34 protein-coding genes are annotated in these 26,300 nt (G+C 38.6%); 28 read left to right on the top strand and 6 right to left on the bottom strand.

Features of this window, described 5'->3' with window-relative positions:
• Nucleotides 1-8 precede the first annotated feature (8 nt).
• From BQ5903_RS05520 to BQ5903_RS05575, 12 genes are all read left to right on the top strand, one after another.
• On the top strand, nucleotides 9-1,313 hold the full coding sequence (locus BQ5903_RS05520; protein ID WP_172823862.1) for a Y-family DNA polymerase: 1,305 nt from the start codon (nucleotides 9-11) through the stop codon (nucleotides 1,311-1,313).
• A gap of 528 nt (nucleotides 1,314-1,841) precedes the next feature.
• Nucleotides 1,842-2,492: a hypothetical protein gene (locus BQ5903_RS05525; protein WP_010496098.1), complete on the top strand. Its 651-nt coding sequence runs from the start codon at nucleotides 1,842-1,844 to the stop codon at nucleotides 2,490-2,492.
• Between the two features lie 27 nt (nucleotides 2,493-2,519).
• Nucleotides 2,520-3,290: a TrmH family RNA methyltransferase gene (locus BQ5903_RS05530; protein ID WP_010496097.1), complete on the top strand. Its 771-nt coding sequence runs from the start codon at nucleotides 2,520-2,522 to the stop codon at nucleotides 3,288-3,290.
• Between the two features lie 124 nt (nucleotides 3,291-3,414).
• On the top strand, nucleotides 3,415-3,924 hold the full coding sequence (locus BQ5903_RS05535) for an HD domain-containing protein (RefSeq protein WP_010496096.1): 510 nt from the start codon (nucleotides 3,415-3,417) through the stop codon (nucleotides 3,922-3,924).
• 103 nt (nucleotides 3,925-4,027) lie between these two features.
• A complete protein-coding gene (locus BQ5903_RS05540; RefSeq protein WP_056971955.1) occupies nucleotides 4,028-4,378 on the top strand; it encodes a winged helix-turn-helix transcriptional regulator in 351 nt (116 codons plus the stop codon).
• Nucleotides 4,379-4,835: 457 nt separating this feature from the next.
• Nucleotides 4,836-5,882 (top strand): phenylalanine--tRNA ligase subunit alpha, encoded by a 1,047-nt coding sequence (pheS, locus tag BQ5903_RS05545; protein WP_056971954.1) that lies wholly within the window; start codon nucleotides 4,836-4,838, stop codon nucleotides 5,880-5,882.
• A 9-nt stretch (nucleotides 5,883-5,891) separates the two neighbouring features.
• Nucleotides 5,892-8,306: a phenylalanine--tRNA ligase subunit beta gene (pheT, locus tag BQ5903_RS05550; protein WP_079579022.1), complete on the top strand. Its 2,415-nt coding sequence runs from the start codon at nucleotides 5,892-5,894 to the stop codon at nucleotides 8,304-8,306.
• 278 nt (nucleotides 8,307-8,584) lie between these two features.
• Entirely contained in the window at nucleotides 8,585-9,685 is a 1,101-nt protein-coding gene (gene mltG / locus BQ5903_RS05555; RefSeq protein WP_079579024.1) for an endolytic transglycosylase MltG, read from the top strand.
• A gap of 19 nt (nucleotides 9,686-9,704) precedes the next feature.
• Nucleotides 9,705-10,352, top strand: coding sequence for a uridine kinase (gene udk, locus BQ5903_RS05560; RefSeq protein ID WP_010496075.1), 648 nt, complete (start codon nucleotides 9,705-9,707; stop codon nucleotides 10,350-10,352).
• A 246-nt stretch (nucleotides 10,353-10,598) separates the two neighbouring features.
• Entirely contained in the window at nucleotides 10,599-11,072 is a 474-nt protein-coding gene (gene greA / locus BQ5903_RS05565) for a transcription elongation factor GreA (protein ID WP_010496074.1), read from the top strand.
• A 496-nt stretch (nucleotides 11,073-11,568) separates the two neighbouring features.
• Nucleotides 11,569-12,963, top strand: coding sequence for a group II intron reverse transcriptase/maturase (gene ltrA, locus BQ5903_RS05570; RefSeq protein WP_079579659.1), 1,395 nt, complete (start codon nucleotides 11,569-11,571; stop codon nucleotides 12,961-12,963).
• Nucleotides 12,964-13,058: 95 nt separating this feature from the next.
• The gene (locus BQ5903_RS05575) at nucleotides 13,059-13,817 is read left to right on the top strand and encodes an NADPH-dependent oxidoreductase (protein ID WP_079579026.1); all 759 of its coding nucleotides are present in this window, start codon (nucleotides 13,059-13,061) and stop codon (nucleotides 13,815-13,817) included.
• A gap of 108 nt (nucleotides 13,818-13,925) precedes the next feature.
• On the opposite strand, the gene BQ5903_RS05580 is transcribed toward BQ5903_RS05575, so the two are convergent.
• Both BQ5903_RS05580 and BQ5903_RS05585 read right to left on the bottom strand, forming a co-directional pair.
• Complete coding sequence (locus tag BQ5903_RS05580; RefSeq protein ID WP_010496068.1) at nucleotides 13,926-14,282, bottom strand: hypothetical protein; 357 nt, start codon at nucleotides 14,280-14,282, stop codon at nucleotides 13,926-13,928.
• Nucleotides 14,283-14,301: 19 nt separating this feature from the next.
• Nucleotides 14,302-15,261 carry a nucleoside hydrolase gene (locus BQ5903_RS05585; protein WP_010496066.1) on the bottom strand — a complete coding sequence of 320 codons (960 nt, stop codon included), beginning with the start codon at nucleotides 15,259-15,261 and terminating at the stop codon, nucleotides 14,302-14,304.
• A 239-nt stretch (nucleotides 15,262-15,500) separates the two neighbouring features.
• Between BQ5903_RS05585 and prmA the strand changes: the two genes are divergently transcribed.
• Together prmA and BQ5903_RS05595 are read left to right on the top strand one after the other, a co-directional pair.
• Nucleotides 15,501-16,385, top strand: coding sequence for a 50S ribosomal protein L11 methyltransferase (gene prmA, locus BQ5903_RS05590; protein ID WP_056988036.1), 885 nt, complete (start codon nucleotides 15,501-15,503; stop codon nucleotides 16,383-16,385).
• Nucleotides 16,386-16,401: 16 nt separating this feature from the next.
• Nucleotides 16,402-17,175 carry a 16S rRNA (uracil(1498)-N(3))-methyltransferase gene (locus BQ5903_RS05595; RefSeq protein ID WP_010496058.1) on the top strand — a complete coding sequence of 258 codons (774 nt, stop codon included), beginning with the start codon at nucleotides 16,402-16,404 and terminating at the stop codon, nucleotides 17,173-17,175.
• A gap of 71 nt (nucleotides 17,176-17,246) precedes the next feature.
• Here the strand turns inward: BQ5903_RS05595 and BQ5903_RS05600 are convergent, their stop codons facing one another.
• The 3 genes from BQ5903_RS05600 to BQ5903_RS05610 form a co-directional block, all read right to left on the bottom strand.
• Complete coding sequence (locus tag BQ5903_RS05600) at nucleotides 17,247-18,398, bottom strand: site-specific integrase (protein WP_172823825.1); 1,152 nt, start codon at nucleotides 18,396-18,398, stop codon at nucleotides 17,247-17,249.
• Nucleotides 18,399-18,540: 142 nt separating this feature from the next.
• Entirely contained in the window at nucleotides 18,541-19,080 is a 540-nt protein-coding gene (locus BQ5903_RS05605) for an Ltp family lipoprotein (protein ID WP_079579030.1), read from the bottom strand.
• Nucleotides 19,081-19,252: 172 nt separating this feature from the next.
• Nucleotides 19,253-19,957: a helix-turn-helix domain-containing protein gene (locus BQ5903_RS05610; RefSeq protein ID WP_079579032.1), complete on the bottom strand. Its 705-nt coding sequence runs from the start codon at nucleotides 19,955-19,957 to the stop codon at nucleotides 19,253-19,255.
• 175 nt (nucleotides 19,958-20,132) lie between these two features.
• Between BQ5903_RS05610 and BQ5903_RS05615 the strand changes: the two genes are divergently transcribed.
• The 3 genes from BQ5903_RS05615 to BQ5903_RS05625 are packed head-to-tail and all read left to right on the top strand — an operon-like array spanning nucleotide 20,133 to nucleotide 21,270.
• Entirely contained in the window at nucleotides 20,133-20,363 is a 231-nt protein-coding gene (locus tag BQ5903_RS05615; protein WP_079579034.1) for a helix-turn-helix domain-containing protein, read from the top strand.
• Nucleotides 20,364-20,377: 14 nt separating this feature from the next.
• Complete coding sequence (locus BQ5903_RS05620) at nucleotides 20,378-21,115, top strand: Rha family transcriptional regulator (RefSeq protein WP_079579036.1); 738 nt, start codon at nucleotides 20,378-20,380, stop codon at nucleotides 21,113-21,115.
• A 2-nt stretch (nucleotides 21,116-21,117) separates the two neighbouring features.
• Entirely contained in the window at nucleotides 21,118-21,270 is a 153-nt protein-coding gene (locus BQ5903_RS05625; protein WP_169790223.1) for a hypothetical protein, read from the top strand.
• On the opposite strand, the gene BQ5903_RS05630 is transcribed toward BQ5903_RS05625, so the two are convergent.
• Entirely contained in the window at nucleotides 21,267-21,494 is a 228-nt protein-coding gene (locus BQ5903_RS05630; RefSeq protein WP_056971148.1) for a DUF2188 domain-containing protein, read from the bottom strand. The two genes, BQ5903_RS05625 and BQ5903_RS05630, sit on opposite strands and share 4 nt — an antisense overlap.
• Nucleotides 21,495-21,585: 91 nt before the next feature.
• Here BQ5903_RS05630 and BQ5903_RS05635 point away from each other — a divergent pair, with 91 nt between their 5' ends.
• The 11 genes from BQ5903_RS05635 to BQ5903_RS05685 all read left to right on the top strand — a co-directional run bounded on the left by BQ5903_RS05635 (nucleotide 21,586) and on the right by BQ5903_RS05685 (nucleotide 26,288).
• Entirely contained in the window at nucleotides 21,586-21,885 is a 300-nt protein-coding gene (locus BQ5903_RS05635) for a helix-turn-helix transcriptional regulator (RefSeq protein ID WP_079579038.1), read from the top strand.
• Between the two features lie 85 nt (nucleotides 21,886-21,970).
• Entirely contained in the window at nucleotides 21,971-22,141 is a 171-nt protein-coding gene (locus tag BQ5903_RS05640) for a hypothetical protein (protein WP_154022017.1), read from the top strand.
• 121 nt (nucleotides 22,142-22,262) lie between these two features.
• On the top strand, nucleotides 22,263-22,451 hold the full coding sequence (locus tag BQ5903_RS05645) for a hypothetical protein (protein WP_079579040.1): 189 nt from the start codon (nucleotides 22,263-22,265) through the stop codon (nucleotides 22,449-22,451).
• A complete protein-coding gene (locus tag BQ5903_RS05650; RefSeq protein WP_079579042.1) occupies nucleotides 22,441-22,641 on the top strand; it encodes a hypothetical protein in 201 nt (66 codons plus the stop codon). Before BQ5903_RS05645 ends, BQ5903_RS05650 begins: the two co-directional genes overlap by 11 nt.
• Nucleotides 22,634-22,915: a hypothetical protein gene (locus BQ5903_RS05655; protein WP_079579044.1), complete on the top strand. Its 282-nt coding sequence runs from the start codon at nucleotides 22,634-22,636 to the stop codon at nucleotides 22,913-22,915. Before BQ5903_RS05650 ends, BQ5903_RS05655 begins: the two co-directional genes overlap by 8 nt.
• On the top strand, nucleotides 22,908-23,429 hold the full coding sequence (locus BQ5903_RS05660; RefSeq protein ID WP_172823826.1) for a host-nuclease inhibitor Gam family protein: 522 nt from the start codon (nucleotides 22,908-22,910) through the stop codon (nucleotides 23,427-23,429). Before BQ5903_RS05655 ends, BQ5903_RS05660 begins: the two co-directional genes overlap by 8 nt.
• A gap of 11 nt (nucleotides 23,430-23,440) precedes the next feature.
• On the top strand, nucleotides 23,441-24,151 hold the full coding sequence (locus BQ5903_RS05665; protein WP_079579048.1) for an ERF family protein: 711 nt from the start codon (nucleotides 23,441-23,443) through the stop codon (nucleotides 24,149-24,151).
• A 13-nt stretch (nucleotides 24,152-24,164) separates the two neighbouring features.
• On the top strand, nucleotides 24,165-24,827 hold the full coding sequence (locus tag BQ5903_RS05670; protein WP_079579050.1) for a putative HNHc nuclease: 663 nt from the start codon (nucleotides 24,165-24,167) through the stop codon (nucleotides 24,825-24,827).
• Nucleotides 24,820-25,239 carry a single-stranded DNA-binding protein gene (locus BQ5903_RS05675; protein ID WP_079579052.1) on the top strand — a complete coding sequence of 140 codons (420 nt, stop codon included), beginning with the start codon at nucleotides 24,820-24,822 and terminating at the stop codon, nucleotides 25,237-25,239. Before BQ5903_RS05670 ends, BQ5903_RS05675 begins: the two co-directional genes overlap by 8 nt.
• Before the next feature lie 10 nt (nucleotides 25,240-25,249).
• Nucleotides 25,250-25,534, top strand: coding sequence for a hypothetical protein (locus tag BQ5903_RS05680; protein ID WP_079579054.1), 285 nt, complete (start codon nucleotides 25,250-25,252; stop codon nucleotides 25,532-25,534).
• 13 nt (nucleotides 25,535-25,547) lie between these two features.
• Entirely contained in the window at nucleotides 25,548-26,288 is a 741-nt protein-coding gene (locus BQ5903_RS05685) for a conserved phage C-terminal domain-containing protein (protein ID WP_079579056.1), read from the top strand.
• The last annotated feature ends 12 nt before the right edge of the window (nucleotides 26,289-26,300 follow it).

Raw genomic sequence — 26,300 nt, forward strand, 5'->3', positions numbered from 1 at the left:
TTGGAGAGATTGTTATGGATTATTCGAAGGAACCGCATGGTGTTTTCTTTCTAATAGATAATAAATCTTTTTACGCTAGTGTTGAGTGTGCGCAGAGAGGCCTTGATCCGCTGGAAGCTCCGTTAGTCGTGTTATCCGAACAGGAAAATACTAATGGAGGGCTTATTTTGGCTGCCTCACCAGTTGCCAAAAAAATGTATGGAATTAATAATGTTAGCCGGCAACGTGATCTGCCTAAAAATGATGACTTATTGGTAGTTCCTCCACGGATGAATTTATATATTGAAAAAAATCTTGAGATCAATGAAATATTTCGGCAGTATACTCAAGAAATTGATTGTGTCCCATATTCGATTGATGAGACGATCCTTGATTTGACCTATTCGTGGCACTTATTTGGCCCTGATCCTGTAGCTGTTGCTAGACAGATTCAAGAGACAGTGCGTGCACGATTAGGATTATATACTACTGTGGGTATCGGAGAGAACCCACTTCAGGCTAAACTAGCTCTAGATCTTTTTGCTAAACATTCCACTGATTTGATCGGTAAATTGAGTTATGCTGATTTTGCTGAAAAAATTTGGTCGATCACGAATTTGACTGAAGTGTGGAGTATTGGGAGAAGAACGGAAAAACATTTGCATAAAATGGGGATTTACTCTATGAAAGATTTAGCTCACACCACACCTTACACATTAAAAGAAGAAATGGGGGTAATGGGGACGCAATTGCTTGCATTAGCTTGGGGGATCGATCGAACTGATTTGGAAAAACCAGTTAGAGTTAAAAGTGATAGTCTAGGGAATTCGCAAGTATTACCAAGGGATTATCATAGGCAAGAGGAAATTGAAGTCGTGATTCAAGAAATTGGTGAGCAAGTTGCGGCTCGGTTGAGAAAAAGACATAAACAAACGATGTGTGTTAGTTTACGTATTGGTTTTTCTTATGCTTCAGCTGAAGAAATGGGAACAAGTGGGTTCTCGCAACAATTAAAAATTGCACCCACTAGTGATGGCCGTATTTTAAATCGTTGCTTATTAAAGCTATTTAGAAAAAATTGGCAGGGTGAAGCAGTTAGAAATGTTGCGGTTAGTTTTGGTGGTTTGATCACTACACAAGATCCGCAATTAAACTTATTTACTTCTGTAAAAAAACAAGAAAAACATGTTGTACTTGAAAAAACGTTAGACCAAATTAGAAACAAATTTGGAACAACTGCATTATTTTTTGGACATAGTTTGAAACATGGTGGAACAATGTTAGAACGTACTGGGTTAGTAGGCGGTCATAACGGAGGTAATTCCTATAGTTAGGCTTTAAAAAGGAACTTTTTGAAATTATTGAAACCTGGAAAAGTATGTAATCAAAAAGAAATGTATTTGTAATAGCTTTTTTGCAAGAGAAGGTATATACTACTCACATAGTCATTCGAAGGAACAAAACTTTTTATAGCAATTTATTACTAACTATCACATATTTCAGTTGTTCTGGTGACTATGCACATATTATATATCTGTTCTTCCTGTCGCTGCTGTGACGGGATTTTTTTTGCAATAAAGTTCATCACAAATTTTTAATATTCATTTTTTGAAAAGGGTTGTTGTTAAATTTTCATTATGCTATAATTACTGCGTTGACATTAAAGGCATTGCTTTTATTGACAACTATTTAATTTGTCCCCCTAAACAAATTAATACAACCCCTAAGGCCTTGCTCCGATAGTGGAGTAGGGTTTTTTTGTAGCTTGGATTTAATTAAACTAAGCTAAAAAGTAAGAATCATATACGCGACTGCTTTGTGCGTTGTATAATTAAGCAGGAATGAGTGAGAGGTGAGTTAATTTGGATATTAAGTATCAAGCTGTTGGCAATGTGATATATGAGCTTTATATGGGTAGAAATATTGAAAAACACATTGCTGCAGCTGTTAAAAATAAGATCCAGGATACATCGCTAAGAATAGAAGTTATTTCTTATCGTCAATTGAAACAAGAGAGCAAATTGAATTTATTAAATGATATAGAACCGTTATTGAATATGCGTGGCCGTGAAATGGAGTTAAGTTGTTTGTACTTATTACTATACTCAAAAGATGATCCTGATCAAGGAAGGATCAGACTTTTAGATTGTGCTCCTTTTTCAGAACAGGGACTGACTTATATTTTCCATAATCCAGGTATGTCTTTTCATAACGAGGAAGATCTATTTAGTACTGCGTTAAATTGTATGGAAGCTGCTGCTAGGATCAGTGCGCATTTTTTCACTGGTGATCTAGCTTTAAGTAAGATCCAGGCCAATGTATATCGTTCTTTTTATGCAGAGGAAAGTAATTCCGTAACGGCAATTTTGCTGACGGGTGAAGATACCGCTGCAGACACAAAATTAATCAAAGAAATTGCTAAGATTTATCAACTGCAAGTAGTTACCGGAACACAAAAAGATTTAAACGGAAAGAAATGTGCAGTTTTACGTTTTACCAAGAAATTGGCTTAAAAATAATTTTAAAAGTAGGAAGTTAAGATGAAATATATTCAATCGACTGGAAACCAGACAGTTAAAAACTGGAAGAAATTACAAACTAAAAAAGGTAGAAGCAGACAAGGAAAATATTTGCTGGAAGGTTGGCATTTACTGGACGAAGCTCTTAAAGCAAATGAAAATATTAGTGAAATAATGATAACTCCAGCAGCATTAGAGCATGCAAATCCTCAAGAAATGCCTGAAGAAGTGGATATATATGAAATTTCAGATGAAGTTGCGCAACAGTTAAGTGCAACACCTAGTCCGCAAGGAATATTTGCAACAGTAATTATTGGCCAAACAAAAGAAATAATACCCGAGAAAATGACAGGGGCTTGGCTTTTTTTAGATACGATCCAAGACCCTGGCAATGTCGGAACAATGGTAAGAACAGCGGATGCGGCCGGTTTTAAGGGTGTTGTTTTAAGTGAAGGATCGGTTGATATGTATCAGCCTAAACTTGTTCGTTCGATGCAAGGAAGTCAATTTCATGTAAAAATTATTGAGGGTGATTTGTCTATTTGGACAAAAGCCTTCAAGAAAAATCGTTTCCCAGTTTTTGGCAGTGAGCTAAATGATCAGGCACGAAGCTATGATGAGGTTGGTCAGCATGCAGATTTTGCTTTAGTCATGGGTAATGAAGGAAATGGATTGAGTCAAAAAATGTTGGAAGAAACCTCGATGAATCTATACATTCCGTTAAGAGGCCAAGCAGAATCTTTGAATGTTGCAATAGCAGCTGGCATCTTGATGTTTGCGCTAAGAGCCTGAATATTAAGAATAGCTTAACATTACTGTTTTGAGTAATTATAGTTTGCAAGTTTAGCACTAACGGTCTAGTATTATGCCGTGAAGAGCAATAAATCTATCAAGCAAGTGAGGTAATTTGACGAATATGACGAATGTCAAATGGAAACAAGATCTTGAATATATGAGTTATGTGGGCAATTTGTTGCAAGAACCAGCCGTCCAAAAGCTTTCTGAATATGAGCAACACCACGCAACAACACGACTGGATCATTGTATTGATGTTTCTTATACCAGCTATCGGATCGCTAAAAAATTACATTTAAACGCAAGGGCTACTGCTCGAGCCGGATTATTGCATGATTTATTTTATTATGATTGGCGGACTACGAAATTTGACCGTGGAACACATGCATGGATCCATCCGCGGATCGCTTTAAAAAATGCGGAAAAGATCACAGATCTTAGTCCACTAGAAAAGGATATTATTATCAAACACATGTGGGGTGCGACTATTTGTCCACCTAAATATCCTGAGGGTTTTGTTGTGACAGCTGTCGATAAGTATTCTGCTACTTCTGAATACAGTGGACATTTAGCAGAGAAGATCGAAGCGAATGTCAAACAGCGGTTAAGCTTTGCAAAAGTAAGTAAATAAGAGTAAAATTAAAATAGAAGTTAAATGTAGGAAGCTCGAATATTTTAAATGCGGGCTTTTTGTTTACTATAAGTGTTTTAGTTTTGTTTGGAGGTGAGTTGTTATGGCAGTAGAAATCCAGAAAGATAGCGATTATAAACTATGTCCTCGTTTCGAAAAGACTTTCGGTATTCTTGGTAAAAAATGGAACGGCCTGATTATTGATGTTCTATTATCTGAAGGACCGCAACGTTTTAAAGACATTGCTAATAGTGTTAATAAATGTAGTGATCGTGTTTTAGTTGAACGGTTGAAAGAACTGGAAAACGAAGGTTTGGTCACAAAGACTCCGTTAGAGGATAGTTGTCGTGACGTTTACCAGTTGACTGAACAGGGTGAAGATTTGGCTGGAATTATTGGTCAAGTCCATGGCTGGGCAGAAAAATGGTATACTTTAGCCGATTGTACAGACTAACTTGACTATCATTTTTAATAAAGGTAAACTGATAATAATATTTGAAACGAAGACGGAAAAAAGTAGACTATCGATCATCACAGGAAAAAACGCTTAACTGAGAACGTTTTGTTGAGAAAATAGTTGAAGTTCACTTCCTGAGTTAGCGCTGGGAGCTAAATGCTGGTGAAAAGCGTTACGGTCGGTACTGATCGTTATCAAGCTCCAAGTGTTATTATTAGTTGCAGTTGCAGCTAATGATGAAACAAGGGTGGTACCGCGAAGCCTCGTCCCTTTTATAGGGAGGAGGCTTTTTTCTTTTTTCGACAAATATAGGCAAACAAAAATGTTAGTTTAACAGATATTTTTAACGTTCATTATTAGCTATTATCTTATGTGTCATTTTTTAAGCAACCAAAAAGAGCGTACAAGCCGCTAGCTAAACGATAACTCAATAATTTTTAAGGAAGGGAAAACAATGAATCTAAAAGACAAACTTGAAGAGCTCAAAAAAAATAGTTTGGCAGAGATAAAATCTGCATCTGATACTAAAAAGGTTAATGATATTCGTGTCCACGTATTAGGAAAAAAAGGCCCGATCACGGAGGTTTTGCGAGGGATGCGTGATCTGCCTGCAGAAGAAAGACCTAAAGTTGGTAGTTTTGCTAATAAAGTTCGGGATGAACTCAGTGAAGCTATTACACAGCGCCGTGAAGAATTAGAAGTTGAAAGAACTGCGGCTAAACTCGAAAAAGAAAAAATCGATGTGACTTTGCCAGGTGTTCCAGTTAAGCAAGGACAGCCGCACGTACTTGAACAAGTTATTGATCAAATCGAGAAACTATTTTTAGGAATGGGATACCAGGTTGTGGATGGTCCAGAAGTCGAGGAAGACCATTATAACTTTGAGATGTTAAATCTACCTAAAGATCATCCGGCAAGAGACATGCAAGACACGTTTTATATCACAAATTCGATTTTAATGCGGACGCAAACTTCGCCAGTCCAAGCTAGAACTATGGAAAAGCATGATTTCTCTCAGGGACCATTAAAAATGATCTCACCTGGTAAAGTCTATCGCCGTGATACAGACGATGCAACTCACTCACATCAATTTCACCAGGTTGAGGGGCTAGTTATCGACAAACATATAACTATGGCTGATTTAAAAGGCACACTTCAGCAGTTGGCTAAGAACTTGTTTGGCGAAGAGCGTGAGATCAGGATGCGCCCAAGTTATTTTCCATTTACTGAACCGTCTGCAGAAGTAGATGTTTCCTGTTTTAAATGCGGTGGAAAAGGCTGTGCAGTTTGCAAGTATACCGGATGGATCGAAACACTTGGAGCCGGAATGGTTCATCCAAATGTTTTAAAAATGGCAGGGATCGATCCAGAAGTTTACGGTGGTTTTGCTTTTGGTTTAGGCCCAGACAGGTTCGCCATGTTGAAGTATGGGGTAAATGATATTCGTGAGTTTTATCTAAATGATGTTCGATTCCTCGAACAATTCTCTCAGAAAGGTTAGGTCGTCTTAATGAAAGTTTCAAAAAAATGGTTGAATGAATATGTACCGGTTGAAGATATTGATACGAATTCTTTGGCTAATAAGATAGAATTAAGTGCTGTAGAAATCGATGGGGTATCCCGTTTAGAAGATGGACAAAAGAAAATTGTTGTTGGTCATATTAACAGTTTGGTGTCGCATCCTAATTCTGATCATTTAAAGATCTGCCAGGTCGATGTGGGGGAAGAAGAACCTTATCAAATCGTTTGTGGTGCACCTAACGTTGAAAGTGGACAAAATGTGATCGTTGCATTACCAAACTCTTGGATCGCTGGACATAATAAGATCAAAAAATCAAAAATGCGCGGTGAAGTTTCAATGGGCATGATTTGTTCATTACAAGAAATTGGTTTCTCAGAAAGCGTTGTTCCGAAAAAATATGCTGATGGGATCTATGTTTTACCGCAAGATGCAATACCGGGCCAACCGATTTTTTCATACTTAGGAATGGATGAAGATGTGATCGATATCGATATCACACCTAACCGTGCTGATCTGTTGAGTATTCGGGGAGTTGCTAATGAAGTTGCAGCCTTATACGATAAGAAGGTCAGTTTTTCTCAACCAGAGCTTTCTGAGGAAAGTGGTAGTCAAATCGCAGATTATGTAGAAGTAAACGCCCCTGCAGAATTGGCTCCGACATATCTGATGCGGATCATTAAAAATGTAAAAGTAGCTGAAAGCCCGCTATGGTTGCAAAAACGTTTATGGAATGCAGGTATTAGACCAATAAATAATGTGGTTGATGTGACAAACTACATTTTAATGGACTATGGTCAACCTTTACATTCATTTGATTACGATAAACTAGAAACCAAAAATATTGTAGTTCGCCTTGCACAAGAAGGCGAAGAAATTACAACTTTAGATGATGAAAAACGCAAGTTAAGTGCACACGACATTGTGATCACTAATGGTGATGTTCCTGTGGCCTTAGCGGGTACAATGGGTGGAGCAAATACTCAGATAGATGATCGATCACAAACAATTGCCTTAGAATCTGCTGTTTTTGACGGACACAGGATCCGTAAAACAGCTCGGAAAGAAAAGCTGCATTCTGAGGCTTCTGTTCGATTCGAACGGGGGATCAATGTTGCAACTGTGAGAGAAGCATTAGATAGTGCAGCTGAGCTTATTGCAGAGCTCGGTGATGGTCAAATAGTCGCAGGTGTTGCTGGAGAAGAACACGCGGATCAAAGTGCTAAAAAAGTAGAAATTTCACTTGAACGGATCAACCATGTTCTTGGAACAGAATTGGACTCACAAGAAGTTAAGCAAATTTTTACTAGACTTGATTTCGGGGTTGAGGAAGATCACGGAGTATATACCGTAGAAATTCCAGTCAGAAGATGGGATATTGAGATCGACGCAGATCTGATCGAAGAAGTTGCCCGTTTGTATGGTTATGACAAATTACCAGCCACACTTCCAGCTGGAGAAGCAACTCCTGGTAAATATACAAAAGTTCAAAAAGCAATTAGAGAAACTCGCCGTCTATTAGAAAGTGCAGGGCTTGACCAAGCTATTTCTTATGGTTTGACAACACCTAAAAAAGCGCAACGTTTTGCAATGGAACCTGCTTTGCAAACGAATCTTGATTTTCCAATGAGTTCTGATCACACAACATTGCGGATGAATCTGCTGAGTGGTTTACTGGATGACTTGTCATATAATAGTGCGCGTAAAGTGGAAAATGTTGCTTTGTATGAACAGGGACGTGTTTTCTTTAGAGATGAAGATAATGAAAGACCGCGTGAAGTTGAACACGTGGCTGGTGCGCTGACTGGGCTTTTCCATGAAGCTACTTGGAATGCTTCTAAGAAACCTGTTGACTTTTATTTGACCAAGGGTATCATAACGTTTTTGCTATCTGCTTTAGGAATTACCCAGGGTATTCGTTTTGAAGCAACTGCCAAACACGAAGAAATGCATCCAGGTCGAACTGCAGATATTTATCTGAATGACCAGCTGTTAGGATTTGTCGGAGAGATCCATCCTAATTTGGCTAAAGAATATAAATTAAAACGGACTTATGTTTTTGAGCTGGATCTGGAAAAGATAATTGCTGCACCAAAAGGTGAATTAGTATACCAAGAAATTTCAAAATATCCAACTATCACTCATGATGTCGCTCTTGCTGTTCCTAATGAGATCACAAATCAGCAGATTTTGAATTCTATTTGGGCTAATGGTGGTCATCACCTAGTAGATGTCCGATTGTTTGATTATTATCAAGGAGAGCATATTACTAAAGGCTTTAAGTCCTTAGCTTATACACTTGTTTATCAAGATAAGAAGGCTACCTTAAAAGATGATGAAGTGACAGCTGAGTTTGACAGGGCTATTACGAAATTACAAGAAGAATTAGAAGTAACAGTTCGTTAATTAGGTAGTGAATAATTTAACAAAAATTTAAAAATAATGCTTTTATTTCGTGAGTTTAAAGCAAAGACCATGGCTTTTTAATGTGAGTGAGTTAGGATATTACGATATCTCAATATCATTTTACTTAAAACAGCCGTGGTTTTTTGCGGTAAAAAAGAAAAACTTAGTTGTTTTTTCAGATAAAAAGAAATAAAAACAAAACATTGTTAAATCAAGGGCTATATACATTCGGTGTGTCGTTTGGTATACTAATTTGGAGAGTTTTTCTAGGAGGTTAGATGTTGGATTCAAAAGGCAAAAAAAATACGGTAGCATCTCGTGTTATTTGGACAGTAGTATCGATCATAGTTGTGTTGTTAGTGGTTGTGGCAGTAACTGGTTATAGCTACTTTAAATCAGGCCTAAAACCATTAGCGCCAGAATCTAATAAAAGGGTCGAAGTAAAAGTACCAGTTGGAAGCACGAGTAAACAAATCGGGTCGATCTTAGAAGAAAAAAAGATCGTTAAAAGCGGCTTTGTGTTTGATTATTATGTCAAATCCAAGAAAATAGCAAATTTCAAAGCAGGTTATTACGAACTAAAACCATCAATGACCCTTAATCAGATCGCACATGACTTGCAAAAAGGCGGAGCCAGTGAACCATTGAATTCTGGCCGCGTTTTGATCAGGGAAGGTGTGACAGCTGAAACGATTGCCAAATCTGTTCAACAGAGCACACGTTTTTCTCAAAAGGATTTCTTGGCGCTGTTAAACGATAAGCAGTTTACTAGCGAGTTGCAAAAGAAGTATCCGGACTTGCTTTCATCAGCCACAAATGCCAAGAAAGTTCGCTATCATTTGGAGGGGTATTTATATCCAGCAACATACACTGTTACTAAAAAGACCACATTAAAACAGTTGGTTGAGCAAATGGTTGCAAAGACCGATCAAGAAATGAAACCATATTATTCGGAAATTAAAAATCAAAAACAAAGTGTCCAAAAAGTTATGACACTAGCCTCTTTAGTTGAGCGTGAAGGCGATAGTGATCAAGATCGTGCTAAGATCGCCGGAGTATTTGAAAATCGTTTAGATGAAGATATGAAACTCCAAACAGATATTTCTGTTCTTTATGCATTGAACAAACACAAGGAAACTGTGACATACAAAGATTTAAAAGTGGATTCTCCGTATAATTTATACAAGAATGATGGAGTTGGCCCTGGCCCATTTAATAACCCAAGCATAGCTTCTGTTAAAGCAGTTTTATCTCCTAAAGATAAAGATAAGGACTATTTGTATTTCTTTGCGGATACAAAGACCGGCAAAGTATACTTTTCACAAACTTATCAGCAACATCAGGAGATAATTTCCAAAATAGAAAATAAAAATAAGTAAGATGGGAGATTTATATTAAATGGCAGCGGAAAGTAAGAAAGAAAGACCAATTATTATCGGTGTGACCGGTGGGTCTGGAAGTGGGAAAACTTCAGTTTCTCATGCAATATTCAATCAATTACATGGACATTCGATCCTCATGCTTGAACAGGATTCGTATTATCGCGACCAAAGTGATATGAGTCTTGCACAAAGAGAGGCTGTTAATTATGACCATCCTGATGCCTTTGATACTGACTTATTGATTTCTCAACTATCAAGTTTGTCACACTGGAGATCGATCAATAAACCAATTTATGATTATTCAATTTTTACACGGAGTGATAAAACTGAACGGGTTGATCCGCGAGAGGTTATCATTTTAGAAGGTATTTTCGTTTTAAGTGATCCGAGATTGCGTGATCTGCTTGATATCAAGGTCTTTGTTGATACTGATGATGACATCAGGATAATTCGGCGGATCCAACGTGACATGAAGGAACGCGGTCGTTCATTACAATCAGTGATCGATCAATACCTTAAAACTGTTAAACCAATGTATCATCAGTTTATTGAGCCAACTAAACGTTATGCGGATGTGATCGTTCCTGAGGGTGGAGAAAATAAAGTTGCAATTGATCTGCTAGTTACAAAAATTAGAGATATAATTCGCGAAGCCCAAAATTAAAGAAAAAGTTAATCGAGTGCACAAACAGCATGTATTTTGCAGTTTGTGCTTTCTTTTAGATGTGTTAGTGCAAATATTCTCTTGTATCGAGATTGTCAGACTTGCAAAATATATTAAATTGAATTAGCATATATTTTTGTTATACTGATTTAGGCGCTAGTTATCAGCGCCCATAGTCGATAATATAATAAATATTTAAATGGGATCATTAAATTATAAAATTTTGAATTGAAGGGATTTTTAAAAATGGCTGAAGAAAAAACATTTCCAATGACACTGGAAGGTAAAAATAAGTTAGAGGCAGAGTTAGAAGAACTAAAAACAAATAAAAGAGCTGAAGTGATCGATCGAATCAAGATAGCACGCTCTTTTGGGGATCTGTCAGAAAACTCTGAATATGAATCTGCTAAGGATGAACAGTCTTTTGTTGAAGGACGGATCAAAGAAATTGATCATATGTTAAATTATGCTGAAATTATTGATAGTGATGCGATCGATAAAAATGAAGTGGCAGTTGGTAAAAAAGTTACTTTTCAGGAAGATGATGATGAACCTGAAACTTACCAAATCGTTGGCGCCGCTGAGGCAGATCCTTTTGACGGCAAGATATCCAATGATTCTCCAATTGCTAAAGGGCTGATCGGACATAAGTTGGGGGACCAAGTTGAAATTGAAACTCCAGCTGGCAAAATGTCTGTAAAGATCGTCGAAGTAAAATAGATATTTTTATGAGAAATAAAAAAACAATCATTGGTTCAGCCATTGCTGCAATGATTTGTTTTTTTAAGTGCGCCCGGCATGGGCAGTAACTAGGCGGTGTAAGTCCGCTGTGAGCCGTAGTGGCCGGTATCACGAGTCGAAGACAAGGGTGTCTATCGTGAGGTAGAATCTGAAGGAAGTCCTAGACGAAACATCGAATCGATGAACAAGAAGTGGCTAAAAGGCTGGAAACGGTGGGATGAGATTGCTTAACAAATCGAAGTCCCTGACCACTCGAAACCGTCACAGTAAAGCCAACGGTTTGATGCGAAAGCTACTGCTCTTACCCGGGGAGGTCTGTCATGGTAGTTCTCTCAAGCTGGAAGTTATTTCTGGCAGGAACAGGCTCAATAGTAATGTTGAGTTGTCCATGACAGAAGTCAGCCGAGGCCATAGTAGCCAGTAATGGTGAAGGGCTGAACAACAATAATTTTGATTCATCCTGGAGGTGGAAACAATACGACAATCGCAGAAAACAGAAAATAAAGCTGACTACCTGCGGAGGGTAACCCTGGAAGGGTCAGAGCAAACAGGAGCGCGTAGCGTTGTTTCTGGTGAAAAGAGAACTCAAAATGGCTTATTACGTGAGAAGGTCTTAGACCGGAATAATTTAAATCGGGCCTTTGTCCATGTCAAGCGTAATAAAGGGGCTGGAGGAATTGACGACATGTCCGTTGAGGAACTTGGCCCATACTTGAAAGAGAATAACGTAAAACTAATCGAGGCCTTGCGAACCGAAAGCTATGAACCCCAACCTGTCAAACGAGTTGAGATTCCTAAGCCAGATGGTTCGAAACGTCAGTTAGGAATCCCAACGGTCGTTGACCGTGTGGTTCAACAGGCGTTACAACAGCAACTGTCTCCTATTTTTGAAAAAGTATTCTCAGATAATAGTTATGGTTTTCGACCACACCGCAGTGCACAAAGTGCTGTGAAAAAGGTGGTTGCTTATTATAATCAGGGTTATCACTACGTGGTCGACCTTGATTTAAAGTCCTATTTTGACAATGTGAACCATGATTTACTAATTAAATTTGTTGAAAATTACATTAGTGAGCCATGGGTCTTGCATTTGATTCGTAAGTTCTTGACGAGTGGTGTTATGAATGGTCGATTTTTCGAGAAGTCCGCTAAAGGTACACCGCAAGGTGGCAATATTTCACCATTACTAGCAAATATTTATCTGAACGAGCTGGACAAAGAATTGACCAGAAGAGGACATAAATTTGTACGCTATGCGGATGACTGTAATATCTATGTTAAAAGTAAGCGTGCGGGTGAACGGGTTCTCAAAAGCATCACCCAGTTTTTAGAAAAGGAACTCAAAGTTGAAGTGAATGCAGAAAAGACGCAAGTCGGTTCTCCACTAAGACTGAAGTTTCTAGGTTTTTCGCTGGGTGTGGGACGCAATAGCGCCTACCCGCGTCCTCATCAAAAACCTAAACAGAGAATTAAACAGGAATTGACAAGAATCACCAAGAGAAGCCGAGGCGTCAGCCTTGATAGGATTCTGCATGAAATTAAGCAGAAAATGCAGGGCTGGATCCAATATTATTCCATTGGGAAGATGAAAACCTTTCTCCAACAACTAGACAAATGGTTGCGCTCGCGCATCCGCCAGTATATCTGGAAACAGTGGAAGAATATCGGAACCCGTTATAAAGCATTGATTAAACTAGGCTTGACACCCAAACAGGCGAAAATCTACGTCAATACTCGTAAGGGATACTGGCGCAACGCGCACAGTAAAACACTGTTGATGACCATAACTAATAAAAGACTGGCACAGCGTGGGCTAATAAATCTGTCCAAACTGTACCAGTCTATTCAAAGCAAAAGCTTAAGTTGTTGAACCGCCGTATACGGTTCCGTACGTACGGTGGTGTGGGAGGTCGATAGTGTGAACTATCTCCTACCCGATTATAACTGTTAGAAAGTTGGGATAAGTTGACTGATAAAAAAAATCAAACCAAAAGTTTACTTTTAAATAGAAGAACGATCCGAGCTTTTAAGGAGCAAAAATTGCCCAGAAAGACAGTTGAGCTGTTGATGCAAACAGCACGTCAGACTGCCACTTCGTCGTTTTTGCAACAGTCTTCTGTGATACATGTGACGGATCTGGAAAAGAGAAGGGTGATCAGAAATATTTGTCAGCAAGATTATGTTGGGGCAAATGGCGACTTGTTTATTTTTATAGTTGATCTGTATCGCAATCAGCAGATCCGGAAACATCAGCGTAATGATGATGGGCGTTTACACAATACCGATGTCTTTTTCCAGGCATATGATGATACTGTACTTTCAGTTCAAAGTGTGGCTACTATGGCAGAGAGTTTAGGTTTGGGAACGGTATTTTTAGGAAGTATCGTTAATGACTCTGCGAAAATGGTTGAAACTTTAAAACTTCCGCCGTTAACTTTTCCAATTTTGGGGCTTCAAGTAGGCGTCCCTGATCAAGAACCGCAATTAAAACCGCGACTTCCACTTGATCTCAGAACTTTTGAAAATGAATATAATTATACTCTAGAAACTTCTGAACTGGAAAAATATGACCAAGTTGTGCAAACTTATTATGACTTGCGTGACTCTAACCGACGAATAGATTCATTTACCAATCAGATCAATTCAGACAAGTTAAATCATAAAATTACCAGACGTGACGAGATTTTCCAGACGTTGCACCGTCAGAAACTTTGTTTGTATTAAAAAGTACCGATTACGCTAATCTGAAGAATGTAAAGTACCCCATAATTATTAGAAGGTATTTCTAACAATTATGGGGTACTTCAACTGGGGATAAGGACTTTTTCTATTTTAAAGAAAAAAGACAAAAACGCTGGAAAAAATAATCAGCACTAAATTTAAACCAGATAACCAAATAGAATTGGAAGGTGGACCGATCCTAAATTTTAAGTTACGCAAACACAGAATTAAAAATACTAGCGCAGCAATCAAAAACAATAAAAAGATGGTTTTAAGTGAAGCAAAGACCTCTATTAATGCTAGTGCAATGATAAATAACCAATTGCGAAAATTTTTATACCACTCTAATTGGCCAAAAAATGCACGTTTGTAAGAGAAACTTTTCTGCCGACTTAAATTTAAAAATTTATTTATAGTTAGCAATAGCCAAACTACAAATAAGAAAATTCCAACATACTTCCAATTCATGTAACCACCTGCTTTTATACTAATTATTTTTGAATAGTTCGGTTAACTTTGTCATAAACTCTTGTACAAAGCGTTCTTTATCAACATTAACTGCGACTTGTGTTTGAGTGGCAGGATCATTGATCCGAGTCTCATCACCGATTGTTCGACCGGCAAATGATGCTTTTGTATCAACTTTCATGTTTAAATAAATGGTTGAAATAAGATCTGGTTCGACTGCAACTGCAACAGCTAGTGGATCATGCAAGGCACAGCCGCCTAAATGAGGGCTTGTTACTTTATAGGCATCAATATAAAAATCGACGATTTCAGCGTACTTTTGCCCAGCAACTGTTCCTAGGTCCCGCCATTGTTGAGTTTCTCTAGTAGTTAGCAAAGTCCGTGTTGTAACGTCAAGACCGACCATGGTCAGGGGAAGCGAACTGCGGAATACGCGGTCAGCAGCTTGGGGATCTTGATTGATATTTGCCTCGGTGACAGGGGTAACATTTCCCGGAACAGTTAGTGCGCCACCCATTAAAGTTACATTACCGATCAAATTTTCAATTTCAGGATCTTTGTCTAGAGCTGCGGCTAGGTTTGTTAATGGACCAGTGGGTACTAATAAAAGGTCTTTTTGATATTGATGTGCAGCTGAAATTAGAAAATCAACGCCTGAACCAGTTTCGACTTGGCGGTCAGCTTGTTTTAAAGAAACTTCACCGACTCCGTTTACACCATGGATCTGTGCACTAACAGGCATTACGTCAAAATGGTCTGTGGTTGAGGAATGATCTGCGCCCATGTACACAGGAACTTCTGGATGCCCTAATAATTCTAGAAGGTCTAGACTGTTCTGGACACCACGAGAAGTCACTACATTACCATATGAACCGATGATCCCGATCAAATCTGTTTCAGGTGTTGCTAATGCATACGCGATGGCCAAAGCGTCATCAATACCAGTATCTAGATCCAGGATCATTTTGTATTTTGCCATTTAATCCACTCCTTATTAAAATAACTGTTACTATATCCTATAGTTAAGTTTAGCAAAAAAAAAGCCGCTTGCAATTAATTTTGTAATATTTACGCAAATATTATTAGACTTTAGTTTATTTATCTTAATGATTGTAAAATTCAATAGTTATTTGTGCAAAAACGCTGATGTTCCTGTAGAATAATGTACGGAACTATTTATCCTGACTATGAAATTAATATTGATAAGGAGAATGTAATTTGAAATGGACAAAGCTTTATGTTCGTTGCAGCCTTCAAGCACAGGAAGCTGTTAGTAATTTATTATTGGAAAATGGTGCTGGCGGTATTCAAATTGATGATGCACCGACCACTCAACAGATCGTTTTAGCGACATACTTTGACAATGATGAAGTAACTGCACCTTTGATAGAGAAATTGACTTCTGCGCTTGAAAGATTGAAAGAATATGGCTTAGATCCTGGCACATATCAAATTGGAACAGAGAACCTAGATGATAGTCAGTGGTCTAATGAGTGGAAAAAATATTATCATGCGCAACGAATCAGTCGCTACCTAGCGATCGCTCCAAGTTGGGAGAGCATTCAGGACTTTGATGATCAGACCAAGGTCATCCGTTTGGATCCTGGAAAGTCATTTGGAACAGGAACTCATCCAACAACGATCCTTGCATTGCATGCTTTGGAAGCAAGTGTGCATGGTCAGAAAAAAATGATCGATGTGGGCACGGGTTCAGGAGTTTTAAGTATTGCTGCTAAATATTTAGGGGTAGAGCAGGTCGATGCTTACGATGTTGATGATGAATCTATCAAAGCAGCTCAAGAAAATTTTAATTTAAATCCACTTGCCAAAGATATTACTTTAAAGAAAAATAGTTTGCTTGATGGCGTTACTGGTCAAGTAGAGCTGATCGTAGCTAATATCTTAGCTGAGATCATAGTCCCATTGATCCCGCAAGCTGCAGCTCATTTACAAGACCAAGGCACGTTGATCTTGTCTGGCATTATTGCAGATAAATTACCATTGATCGAGAAAACGTTACAAGATAATGGCTTTGTTGTTAAGGAAACACTAAAAATGAAAGATTGGTATGGCGTTATTGCCGTTATACCGCAAGATAAATAAGTAGTAGGAGACAAGTATGCAACGTTATTTTGTTAAAGAAAATATTACTGACCAAGAATTCTTCTTACCACCAGAGATCTTCCACCACGCAATTGATGTTATGCGTGATAAGGTAGGCGACCGCTTTGAGATCATTGGGCCTGATCGGCAAGTTCAAGTTGTTAAATTGCTTTCAATTGACCATAGTCATGCTAAGGGCCAAATTATCCAGACTATTGTCCATGATCCAGAATTACCCGTTCAAACGACGATCGTATGCGGGATCTCTAAAGGTGACAAAACTGAAAAAATTGTACAAAAAGGTACTGAACTGGGAGCAGACCGCTTTATTTTTTATAATTCAGAACGATCTGTTGCCCAGTGGAATGACAAAAAAGCCGCGAAAAAATTAGTGAGATTGAAAAAAATATCTCAAGGAGCTGCTGAGCAATCACATCGAACAGTCATCCCTGAGGTCTTATTTTGCCAAAATATAACGGCTGTTTTTAAAGAAACATGGCAGGCAGATTATCAAGTAGTAGCTTATGAAGAATCTGCCAAACAAGGTGAGACTAGCCAGCTGGCACGGATCTTGCAAGTAGTTCGCAAGGAGAGCAAAAAGCAGCAAAACGGCCAAACACTAACTCTGTTCGCTTTTTTTGGACCAGAGGGTGGCTTTTCACCAAAAGAAATTGAATTTTTCAAGCAGCAAAATGTTTCTGCGGTTGGATTGGGTCCAAGGATCATGAGAGCAGAAACTGCTCCTTTATATCTGTTAGCAGCACTTTCTTTTGCTCTTGAACTAGAATAATGTTATCTAAACGTTGATATATCAGCGTTGCAAGACGTTCAAAATATATTGACCCCAAAAATGACCCAAACTCAATTATCCATGTATTTGGCAAACCGTTCCCCGGTTTCATTTGATCTCGACTTTAGTACATGAGCATAGACATCCATTGTCGTGCTTGCGTTTCCATGTCCTAGTCTGACTTGAACTTCCTTAATTGATGCACCGGCTTCAAACAATAACGAAGCGTGTGTATGTCTGAAACCATGCACCCTTATTTGTTTCTGTGGGAAATGCCCGTATATTCTTTCAAGCCATTGTTGAGGCACTGAAGTCGTGGTATAGCGATTAAATTTGTTAGGGAAGATGATGCCAGTATTGCCAAGACCTAGCCTAAAGTTTCGTTTCTTAAGATGCAAGTGCCACTGTTTCAGAACTTGAATTGTTTGCTGATCCAATGAGATAGTCCTAACCGATGACTTCGTTTTGGTATCCTGTACTAATAGATCTCGGTTTATCGGATTGTATGCCAATGTTTTGTCGATTCTTAAAGCCTTTTTGTCAAAGTTGATGTCGTCCCAATTTAAAGCCAAAGCCTCACTTTTTCTAGCTCCCGTATAGGCAAGCAACCAAAAATAGGTATATAGCTTTTGATCTACTTTTTCAGCACACTTCAGAAAATAGGTTAGTTCTTCGCGAGTATAAAAATTAACAGTTCCCTCAAACTGGGATTTCTGCCCCCTAGGGAGCACTACCTTATCAAAGGGGTTGTTATCGATGATCTCCATTTTAACTGCATATTGTAGGGGCATTTTGAGCAGAACGGCACAATTCTTGATCGTTGAATGAGTTTTTGCAAAATCGTTAAAGAAGTTCTGAATATATTGAGGTGTCAGTTTATCTAGCTTGATATTATCAAAGTCGTTTTTTAAATCGGCTTCATATAATTTCTGTTGCTGTCCGGCAGTTGAGAGTTTGATTGTTTGAGCATGAACTTTATGCCATGCACTGAATAGTTCGCCAAACGTTCTAATTTGTCCATCATTGCGTCTGTGCCATCCATTAGTGTCATAATCCACTCGCAATCTATCGAGCGCTCTCTGCGCCTCTCTCGCTGATTTAAAGCCACGCCGAGTAGTTTCTATCCGTTTGCCCGTCACTGGATCAGTGCCGAGATATGCTTTAAATTTATAGGCAGTTGTGCCGTTTTTCTTTTTATATGATTTAATATTTTTATTCCGCATGATTATCCTCCTTTGCTTGTGGGTCAAAGCAGGGTAGGCACCACCTCCTTTTTGTGATAATATAAAAAAGAAGGGTGCACCGCACCCCTTTATAGTGTATAGACACATCTCAAACTCTGGTCGGGGCGAGATGTGTTTTTTATTAATCATCTATATGTTGAATTGCATAATCAGCTTCCTGCGATGTAAATTGTTCGCCGGCTTCTGAAGTTAATTGTTCATGTATTGAATCATTGGACATATCTTGCTCTTCGCGATAATCTTTGGCTTTTTCTAAGGCATTCTTATTATAGTTGACTTTGATGTGGTCTACTGCATATTGTGCAGCTTTTTGTGGGAAACCTTCGCCTGCATCAGAAGTTAGCTGATCATAAATACCTGCTTTTGACATATTCATGGTGTCGGCGTAAGTTTGTCCCTTTCGTTGAGCTGCTCTGTATTCAGCCGGTACATCATCTTTTTTCTCACTTGTTTTGCTAGAATCGCTTGATGTTTTTTCTTCAGTCTTGTCGCTAGAAGATGAAGCGCTTGATGTGTCACTTTCATCACTGCCCATTGATCCAGCAAATATAAACGCAACAAGTACTACTAGAACCCAAAACCAAATTCTTTTATAAAAAGGTTTTTTAACCTTTACATAATATGTTTTTCCGTCTTCGCCAGTTACTTTTTTCTTTGCCATTTGTAATTCCTCCAATATAATATTTTTCCCACGGCTTTTATTGTCAACGTGAGCCGGACAAATATGTATTCATTTAAATCTATTATGTATCGTGCCCAACTCTGTGTTATATTTGAGTTGGACACATCATCAATGCCTTAGCCGGATCCCCTAAATTTGGCTAGGGCATTTTTTATATAACAACTGTCCCAATAATGCGATATTCATCGTAATCGTGAATAATAATGTCTTTGTAATCTTTGTTCAAAGAAATCAATCTCACACCCTCGTTTGAAACAAACAACTTCTTGACATAAGCATTCCCGTTGATCTCGGCGATAACAAACTGGTTATTTCTAACATCGCTCGCCGATTCGACTTTATCCACAAATAATATTTCACCGTCGCTGAATGTCGGCGTCATTGAGTTACCGTTGACCCTAACAGCAAAGTCATAATGCGGTAGTGGCCCTTCAACTGTCACCGGTTCAGGCTGCTGACCGTCTAGCCACTCTCCTGTACCAGCAGATACAGCACCTAAAACGTCAATAGTATAGGTTTGTTTAGATTCTTCTATATTATGCACGTTAGGGTGGTTCTGCTCGTGTAGCTGTTCCTTAGCGCAATCGTAAACGATCTGTTGGCGTGACTTTTCAAGTTGGTCATATATAGTAGCGATCATATCACTTTCACTAAAACCTAGAATATGTTCTGGTGTTGTATGAAGTGCTTTTGCAAAATCGTTAACTCTATTTAATGGAAATTCACGTGTTTTATTAAAGTAACGTGATAAAGCTGATTTTGCCATGCCTACGTTTCTAGCAAGCTCGCTAATACTTATTTGCTGTTGGTCTTTTAGATCAGTTAAAACGTTGATTATTTCATCATTAGATCTCATTTTTTTGCCTCCTTACTTATAGGATAGTTTCATTATATCATCGTTCCCAAATGGAAACAAGGCTTATTTCAAAATAAACTTTTTGAAAATAATTTTGTTTTAGGTGTTGACAATCGAGAACGAGGAGAGCATAATATAATTGTTCCCAAACGAGAACGAAAGGAAGTGAAAAAACATGTCAATTGATTTAAAGAGATTGAGAGCTGAAAGAATTGCTAAAGGCTATACTCAAGATTACATGGCTCAACAAATGGGCTGGAATCGTGCAACATATGCTAAGCGTGAGAACGGAATTGTTAGCTTGGGCGCTGATGAGTTGGCTCGGATTGCCGATATTCTTGGATATACCAAAAACGACTTAGGCATTTTTTTTACAATTAACGTTCCCAAAAAAGAACGAAAATAGAAAGGAAGGTTCAAATGAATAATTTACAAGTATTGAACAATGTGTCAACTATTGAAAGTCGCGAAGTTGCAAAGATGATTGGCAAACGCCATTCAGATTTAATGAGAGATGTTTATAAATATGAAAGCGACATTTCTGAAAACGCAAATCTGCGTTCTCAAGATTTCTTTATTAAAGCTAATTTCAGAGTTGAAGGTAATAACAAAACTTATCCTTGCTACTTGCTAACTAAAAAGGGCTGTGAATTTGTGGCTAATAAGATGACTGGCAAGAAAGGCAATCTCTTTACAGCAAGTTATATCACTCGATTTAACCAAATGGAAGAGCAACAAGTTACTACTCAATTTCAAATCCCACAGACTTATTCAGACGCGTTACGCTTAGCAGCCGATCAGCAAGATCAGTTAGACAAACAAAAACCGATCGTTGAATACACCAAAAAAATGTTGCTAAATCCTGGGCTAGAAACGACAACGGCAATAGCTAAGAACTATGGTATGGGCGCCAAAAAGTTTAACAATCTCTTACATGAGCTAGGCATTCAATATCGTCAAGGCAAAACTTGGTTCTTGTATGCAAAATATCAGGATAAAGGATATACACATGTTGAACCATTTGGATATGTAGACAGTGATGGTATGGACCAAATCAGAAATACAAGTAAGTGGACACAAAAAGGGCAAGAGTTCATCTATCAGAAATTAAAAGAAGTAGGGATTTCACCAACTATCGAAGACAACGAGGAGGCTTAAAAATGAGTGAAGAAAAAGTTCGCGTTCTTAATGAAGATTTTTATAGCAAGTTGGTTGTTGAAACCGAAGAAGGCAAAAAAATAGCAGAAGTTACATTAACGGATATAACTCCTGCTGACGGTTATCGTATCAGGTTAACACCTAAATACAATTAGCCCTTTGGTGGATGTGGATCATGGCCATGACTGTCTTTGTTCTGGATTTGTCCGTTTCTACCATGAATAACTAATTCAGAATGTTGATTTATCGAAAATTCACGACCTGCTTTAACGGCTTCTGCTTTTGTGTCTGTGTGTAGAGTAGATTTCGAATTTCCCTCGCCCTTAACGTTCCAACCACCATTTTTGTTGGGTACGACGTGCTGATTTTTGCCCGACATGTTTATCACCACCTTATATTGAGATAACTCAATTATACGATTAATGAAACGCTAAATAGAATCAATTAATTTAAATGAAATGAGTGATCACATGGCAGAACTGGAAGACTTGGTTGCAACTAGGTTAGCGGACAAAGTAGAAAAGCTAACCAATGAAAAAGTCAACGCTATTCTTGGCGGACAGATTGCACCAGGATACTTGAAACGAAAGCAGATGGTTAAGTATCTCAATGTTTCAGAGACAACATTCGCTAAGATCATGAAACTTGGTCCGCCCACAGTAGTAATTGATGGCCTAGTCCGTTATCCAGTGGACGAGTTCAATCAGTGGATCAGGGACAATTATATGATCTGGAATGATGAATATATTCCAGAAAGGAACAGGTCATGACACCGATGGAAAGCTTGGCAGTCGCAATTGTGGGATATTTTATTATCCTAGGCACGACCGAGTATATCAAAAGAAGGTGGCGGAAGTGAGTATTTTAATCACAGCTTTAATTGTACTGCTAGTCGTTATCCTAGACGGTTGCGACTACAGATGGCAGAAAAGGAGAAAGCAGTATGAACTGGATACTGATTCAGCAAGTAGTAGTAAGCATTATGGCGGTGGCCGTCATTTTGAGCGGAATAATCGGACTGATTAAGGTTATCCCTGAAATCAACCGAATTTGTCGGGGAGAACAAAAAAATACCCACGATGCCAGTCGTGAGTAAGTAATATATGAAAAATTTTTACACGGTAATTATACCAGAAAGGAACAGATTATGACAGCAACCGAGCAATATGAAAGATTAAAACACAAAATCGCTGTAAAGAGTACACCAGCAGAACGTATTTCATTCATGAGAGCGTTGATTGCTCTGTACGGCAATGAATTATCAGATGAGCAGATTGATGATTTGGGAGTAAATATCAGGCTTGCTCAGGAACAGGAGGAACAACATGAAAGCTAAAGAAGCAGATTCAATCATGAAGTTTCTGGGCAGTTGTCCGGGTTTTCTGAGTAATCACGAAATGGTCGTCCTTTGTGAAGGCTTGCGGATCGCTAACGACGATACTTCTGATGATGCTAAAAATTCCGTTTGGTGGAACGCAGCAGGGCACTTAGACGAGGCTTTTGAAAAGGAGTTTAGCCGTGACTGATATCAATTTCGACCGCATTCAAGACCAGCAAGACAGACATTCAAGCGAGTGGCAACGCCAATTTGCAATATACAATGAACCACACGAGCCGGACTTAATACATGACTACAAAGGCGACTTGATAACTGAAAGCGAGTTATGGATCACTGAAGATGGATTAGTGCCATTGAGTTGCTTAGTTGCATACTGCAAGGATGCAATAGATAAACGTGTGAGTGATATTGACACAGCGATTGAAACAGTTAAAGCAATAGGAGGATATGAATATGAGTAATGAAATAGCAGAGCTTAACGCACTTGAAGAAAGCCAAGGCTTTACCGTTGATGATCCAAGTAAAGCAAGTTGGGCACTTGGAAAGTTAAAAGAATTAAGAAAGCTTACTGAACAAAACAAACAGCTTGCAGACGAGCAAATTAAACGGACCCAAGAATGGTTGGATCATGAAAATGAACATGCTAAGGAAAGTATTGATTACTTTGAAAGCTTGTTAAACGAATATATTTTTGCCGAAAAAGAAAATGACCCAAAGTGGAAATTAAGCACACCAAATGGCAGATTATCTACTCGCAAAGTTCCGGCAAAATGGAACTATAACGATGATCAAGCCGTTGAAAAACTGAAAGGCACTGATTACGTCAAGGCAAAATATTCAATCAATAAAGCTCAACTTAAGAAAGATGCAATTGTCAAAGATGGCAAAGTTATTCTTCCAGAGACTGGTGAAATTGTTGATGGTGTTGTCGTTGAACCGGCTGGAGAGAAAGCAGTTATTAAATTATCTGAATAGGAGGATCAAGCATGAGCAAAGCATTATTGAATATTCAATCAAAGCTGGTAGCACCAAAAGGACAGTGGAATAAGTTTGGTGGTTATGCCTATCGATCGGCAGAAGATATTCTGAACGCAGTCAAGCCGCTGCTTACCGAAAATGAAGCAACATTGGTACTGACAGATGAGCCTGTTCTGATTGGAGATTGGCACTATATCAAAGCAGTAGCCACATTTAAGGCCAAAGATGAGGAGCCTCAAGTGATCACAGCCTACGCTCGAGAATCAGAAAGTAAGAAAGGCATGGATGCTTCCCAGATAACTGGGACAGCATCATCTTACGCTAGAAAATATGCGCTTAATGGTTTGTTCTTGATCGATGACAACAAGGATCCAGATACAAACAGTTATCACGATCAAACAAATAATCGTAAAGCAAATAAGCCACAAGACAAACGCCAACAGCCTAAGGCAAGGCAACAAACCAGTGACCAAGATAAAACTACGATTGCTAACATGAATAAGCTAACCAAAGGCAAAGTTGAAAAAATGGCTAACAAGTTGGGTGTTAAGCAATCAGCGATTCAAGAGGCAGTCAAAAAAGCAGCTACTGAATCGCTCGAAGGTAAGGCAGCAACTCCAAAAGCTAAAGCGGCCGCATATCTGCAAGCAGCTGAAGCTTATGAGAAAAAATATATCAATACAAACAATGGGCAACAATTAGAAGAAGTTGAAAAGTAGGAAGTGATGATTGATGGAGTATGGGACGCTAGAAAAAATTAGCGGTGATCGTTTTGAAATCACTGCCGATGAAGAAACGGACTTACGAAAAATCAATCGTTTATCGGATGGTAAAAAGCCTAGAGTAATGTTTCAAATTGACGATGGACGCACAATTTCAGCAGATCAACGCAAAAAAATATACGCCTTGATCAATGACTTATGTGACTTCACAGGTGATGTTCCAGAGTATTGGAAAGCAAAATTTAAGTTTGCAGTTCAAATGATTTTCGGAATTGAAGAATTCAGTCTTTCAAACTGTTCAATGACAACTGCAAACCAAATGATATTAACGATATTAGATTTCTTATTTGAAGAGGACATACCATTCAAGACAAAAACTTGGGACAGCATACCAAATGACTTTCCTAAACAGATGCTGTGTATCAAAAACAAACGCTGTGTTATCTGCGGTAAGAAAGCTGACATTGCTCATTACCAAGCAGTCGGATCTGGCAGAAATCGCAGGACGATCAATCACGTTGGCATGTATATCAATACCTTTTGCCGAGAACATCATTCAGAGCAACACGAATTAGGTATCAATAACTTTTCAGAACTGTACCATATCAAACCAATTAAAGTCACGGAAGAAATAGCAAGAGAATTACATCTCGGGAGGATATCAAATGAATAGTACAAACCTTGTCGGACGTCTCACCAGAGACATTGAAATTAGACAAACAAGTAACGGCAAAAGCGTAGGAAGTTTCACACTGGCAGTCAATGGATATAACGACAATCCCGATTTTATTCGTTGCCAAGTATGGGAAAAGCGAGCTGACAACTTAGCTAAGTTCACTCATAAAGGCTCACAGATCGGCATTACAGGTCGAATCAGCACAGGAAGCTATCAGGATAAAGATGGCAAGACTGTTTATACAACTGACGTTGTCGTTAATAGCTTTGACTTGCTTGACCCGAAGGAAAATAAACAAGATCGCCCTGATCCATACAACCCTCAAAATACAGATGATGGTGGGGTAAATGATCCATTTAAAGATGATAGTCAACAAATCGATATTACTGATGACATGATGCCGTTTTAGGAGGTAGGCAATGGAATTAACAGAGATGTTTGACCGCTTGCTTGTCTGTATAGGCTATTGTCCCAATTGTTTCGCCAATGGACAAAGAAGCAAAGTATATCGTCCTAAAGCGGATCGTGGTGAATGGGTCGGAGATAAGTACTTCACTCATAAAGGTGAGCATTTTAGTGGTACTTGTTCAGAATGTGGCTGGAACACCAAAGAGGGCGATCCAATCAGTATCGAAGAAATGGCACAGATGAAGCAGCAGGCACCAACACCTCAAGCTTCTGATGATGAAAATTTACCCTTTTAGAAAGGAGTATTAAATGGCACAAAGAAGAATGTTTAGCAAAAAGATTACTGATACAGATATGTTTCTAGACATGCCATTATCAGCTCAAGCACTTTATTTTCATCTTAATATGCACGCTGACGACGATGGATTTATTGCTAACACTAAAACGATTAGAAGAATGGTTGGCGCAAGTGACGACGATCTAAAGCTTCTTTTTACAAAACAATTCGTTTTTGCTTTTGAATCAGGTGTAGTTGTAATAAAAGATTGGAAAATCCATAACTATATTCGTAAAGACACCTACAATACAACGATTTACGGAGAGGAAAAGAAGCAATTAGATGAAGACGTCAACGGGTCGTATACGTTCCGTCGACGTGACGTGGACGACTCGTCACCACAGGTTAGGTTAGGTAAGGATAGGTTAGGTAAGGTTAGTAAGATATATAGTCCGGCTAAAGCCGAACCACCTCTCCCTTATAAAGAAATTGTGGACTATTTGAACCAAAAAGCAGGTACTAGTTACCGAGCGAGTGGAAAGAAAACCCAGTCTCTGATCAAAGCTAGGTATAACGAAAGCTTTAAGTTAGATGATTTTAAACAAGTGATCGATAACAAGGTAGCTGAGTGGAAAACTGATAATCATATGGCTAAATATCTCAGACCAGAAACCTTGTTTGGCACTAAATTCGAAAGCTATCTGAATCAAAGCAAAGCTTCTAGTCCACAGGATTACGGTGGTGGACAAGTAGCTGACAACTTACCTTGGTAGGAAGGAGAGAAT

The organism is Ligilactobacillus acidipiscis (genome assembly GCF_900116935.1).
In the GTDB taxonomy this organism is placed as follows: domain Bacteria; phylum Bacillota; class Bacilli; order Lactobacillales; family Lactobacillaceae; genus Ligilactobacillus; species Ligilactobacillus acidipiscis.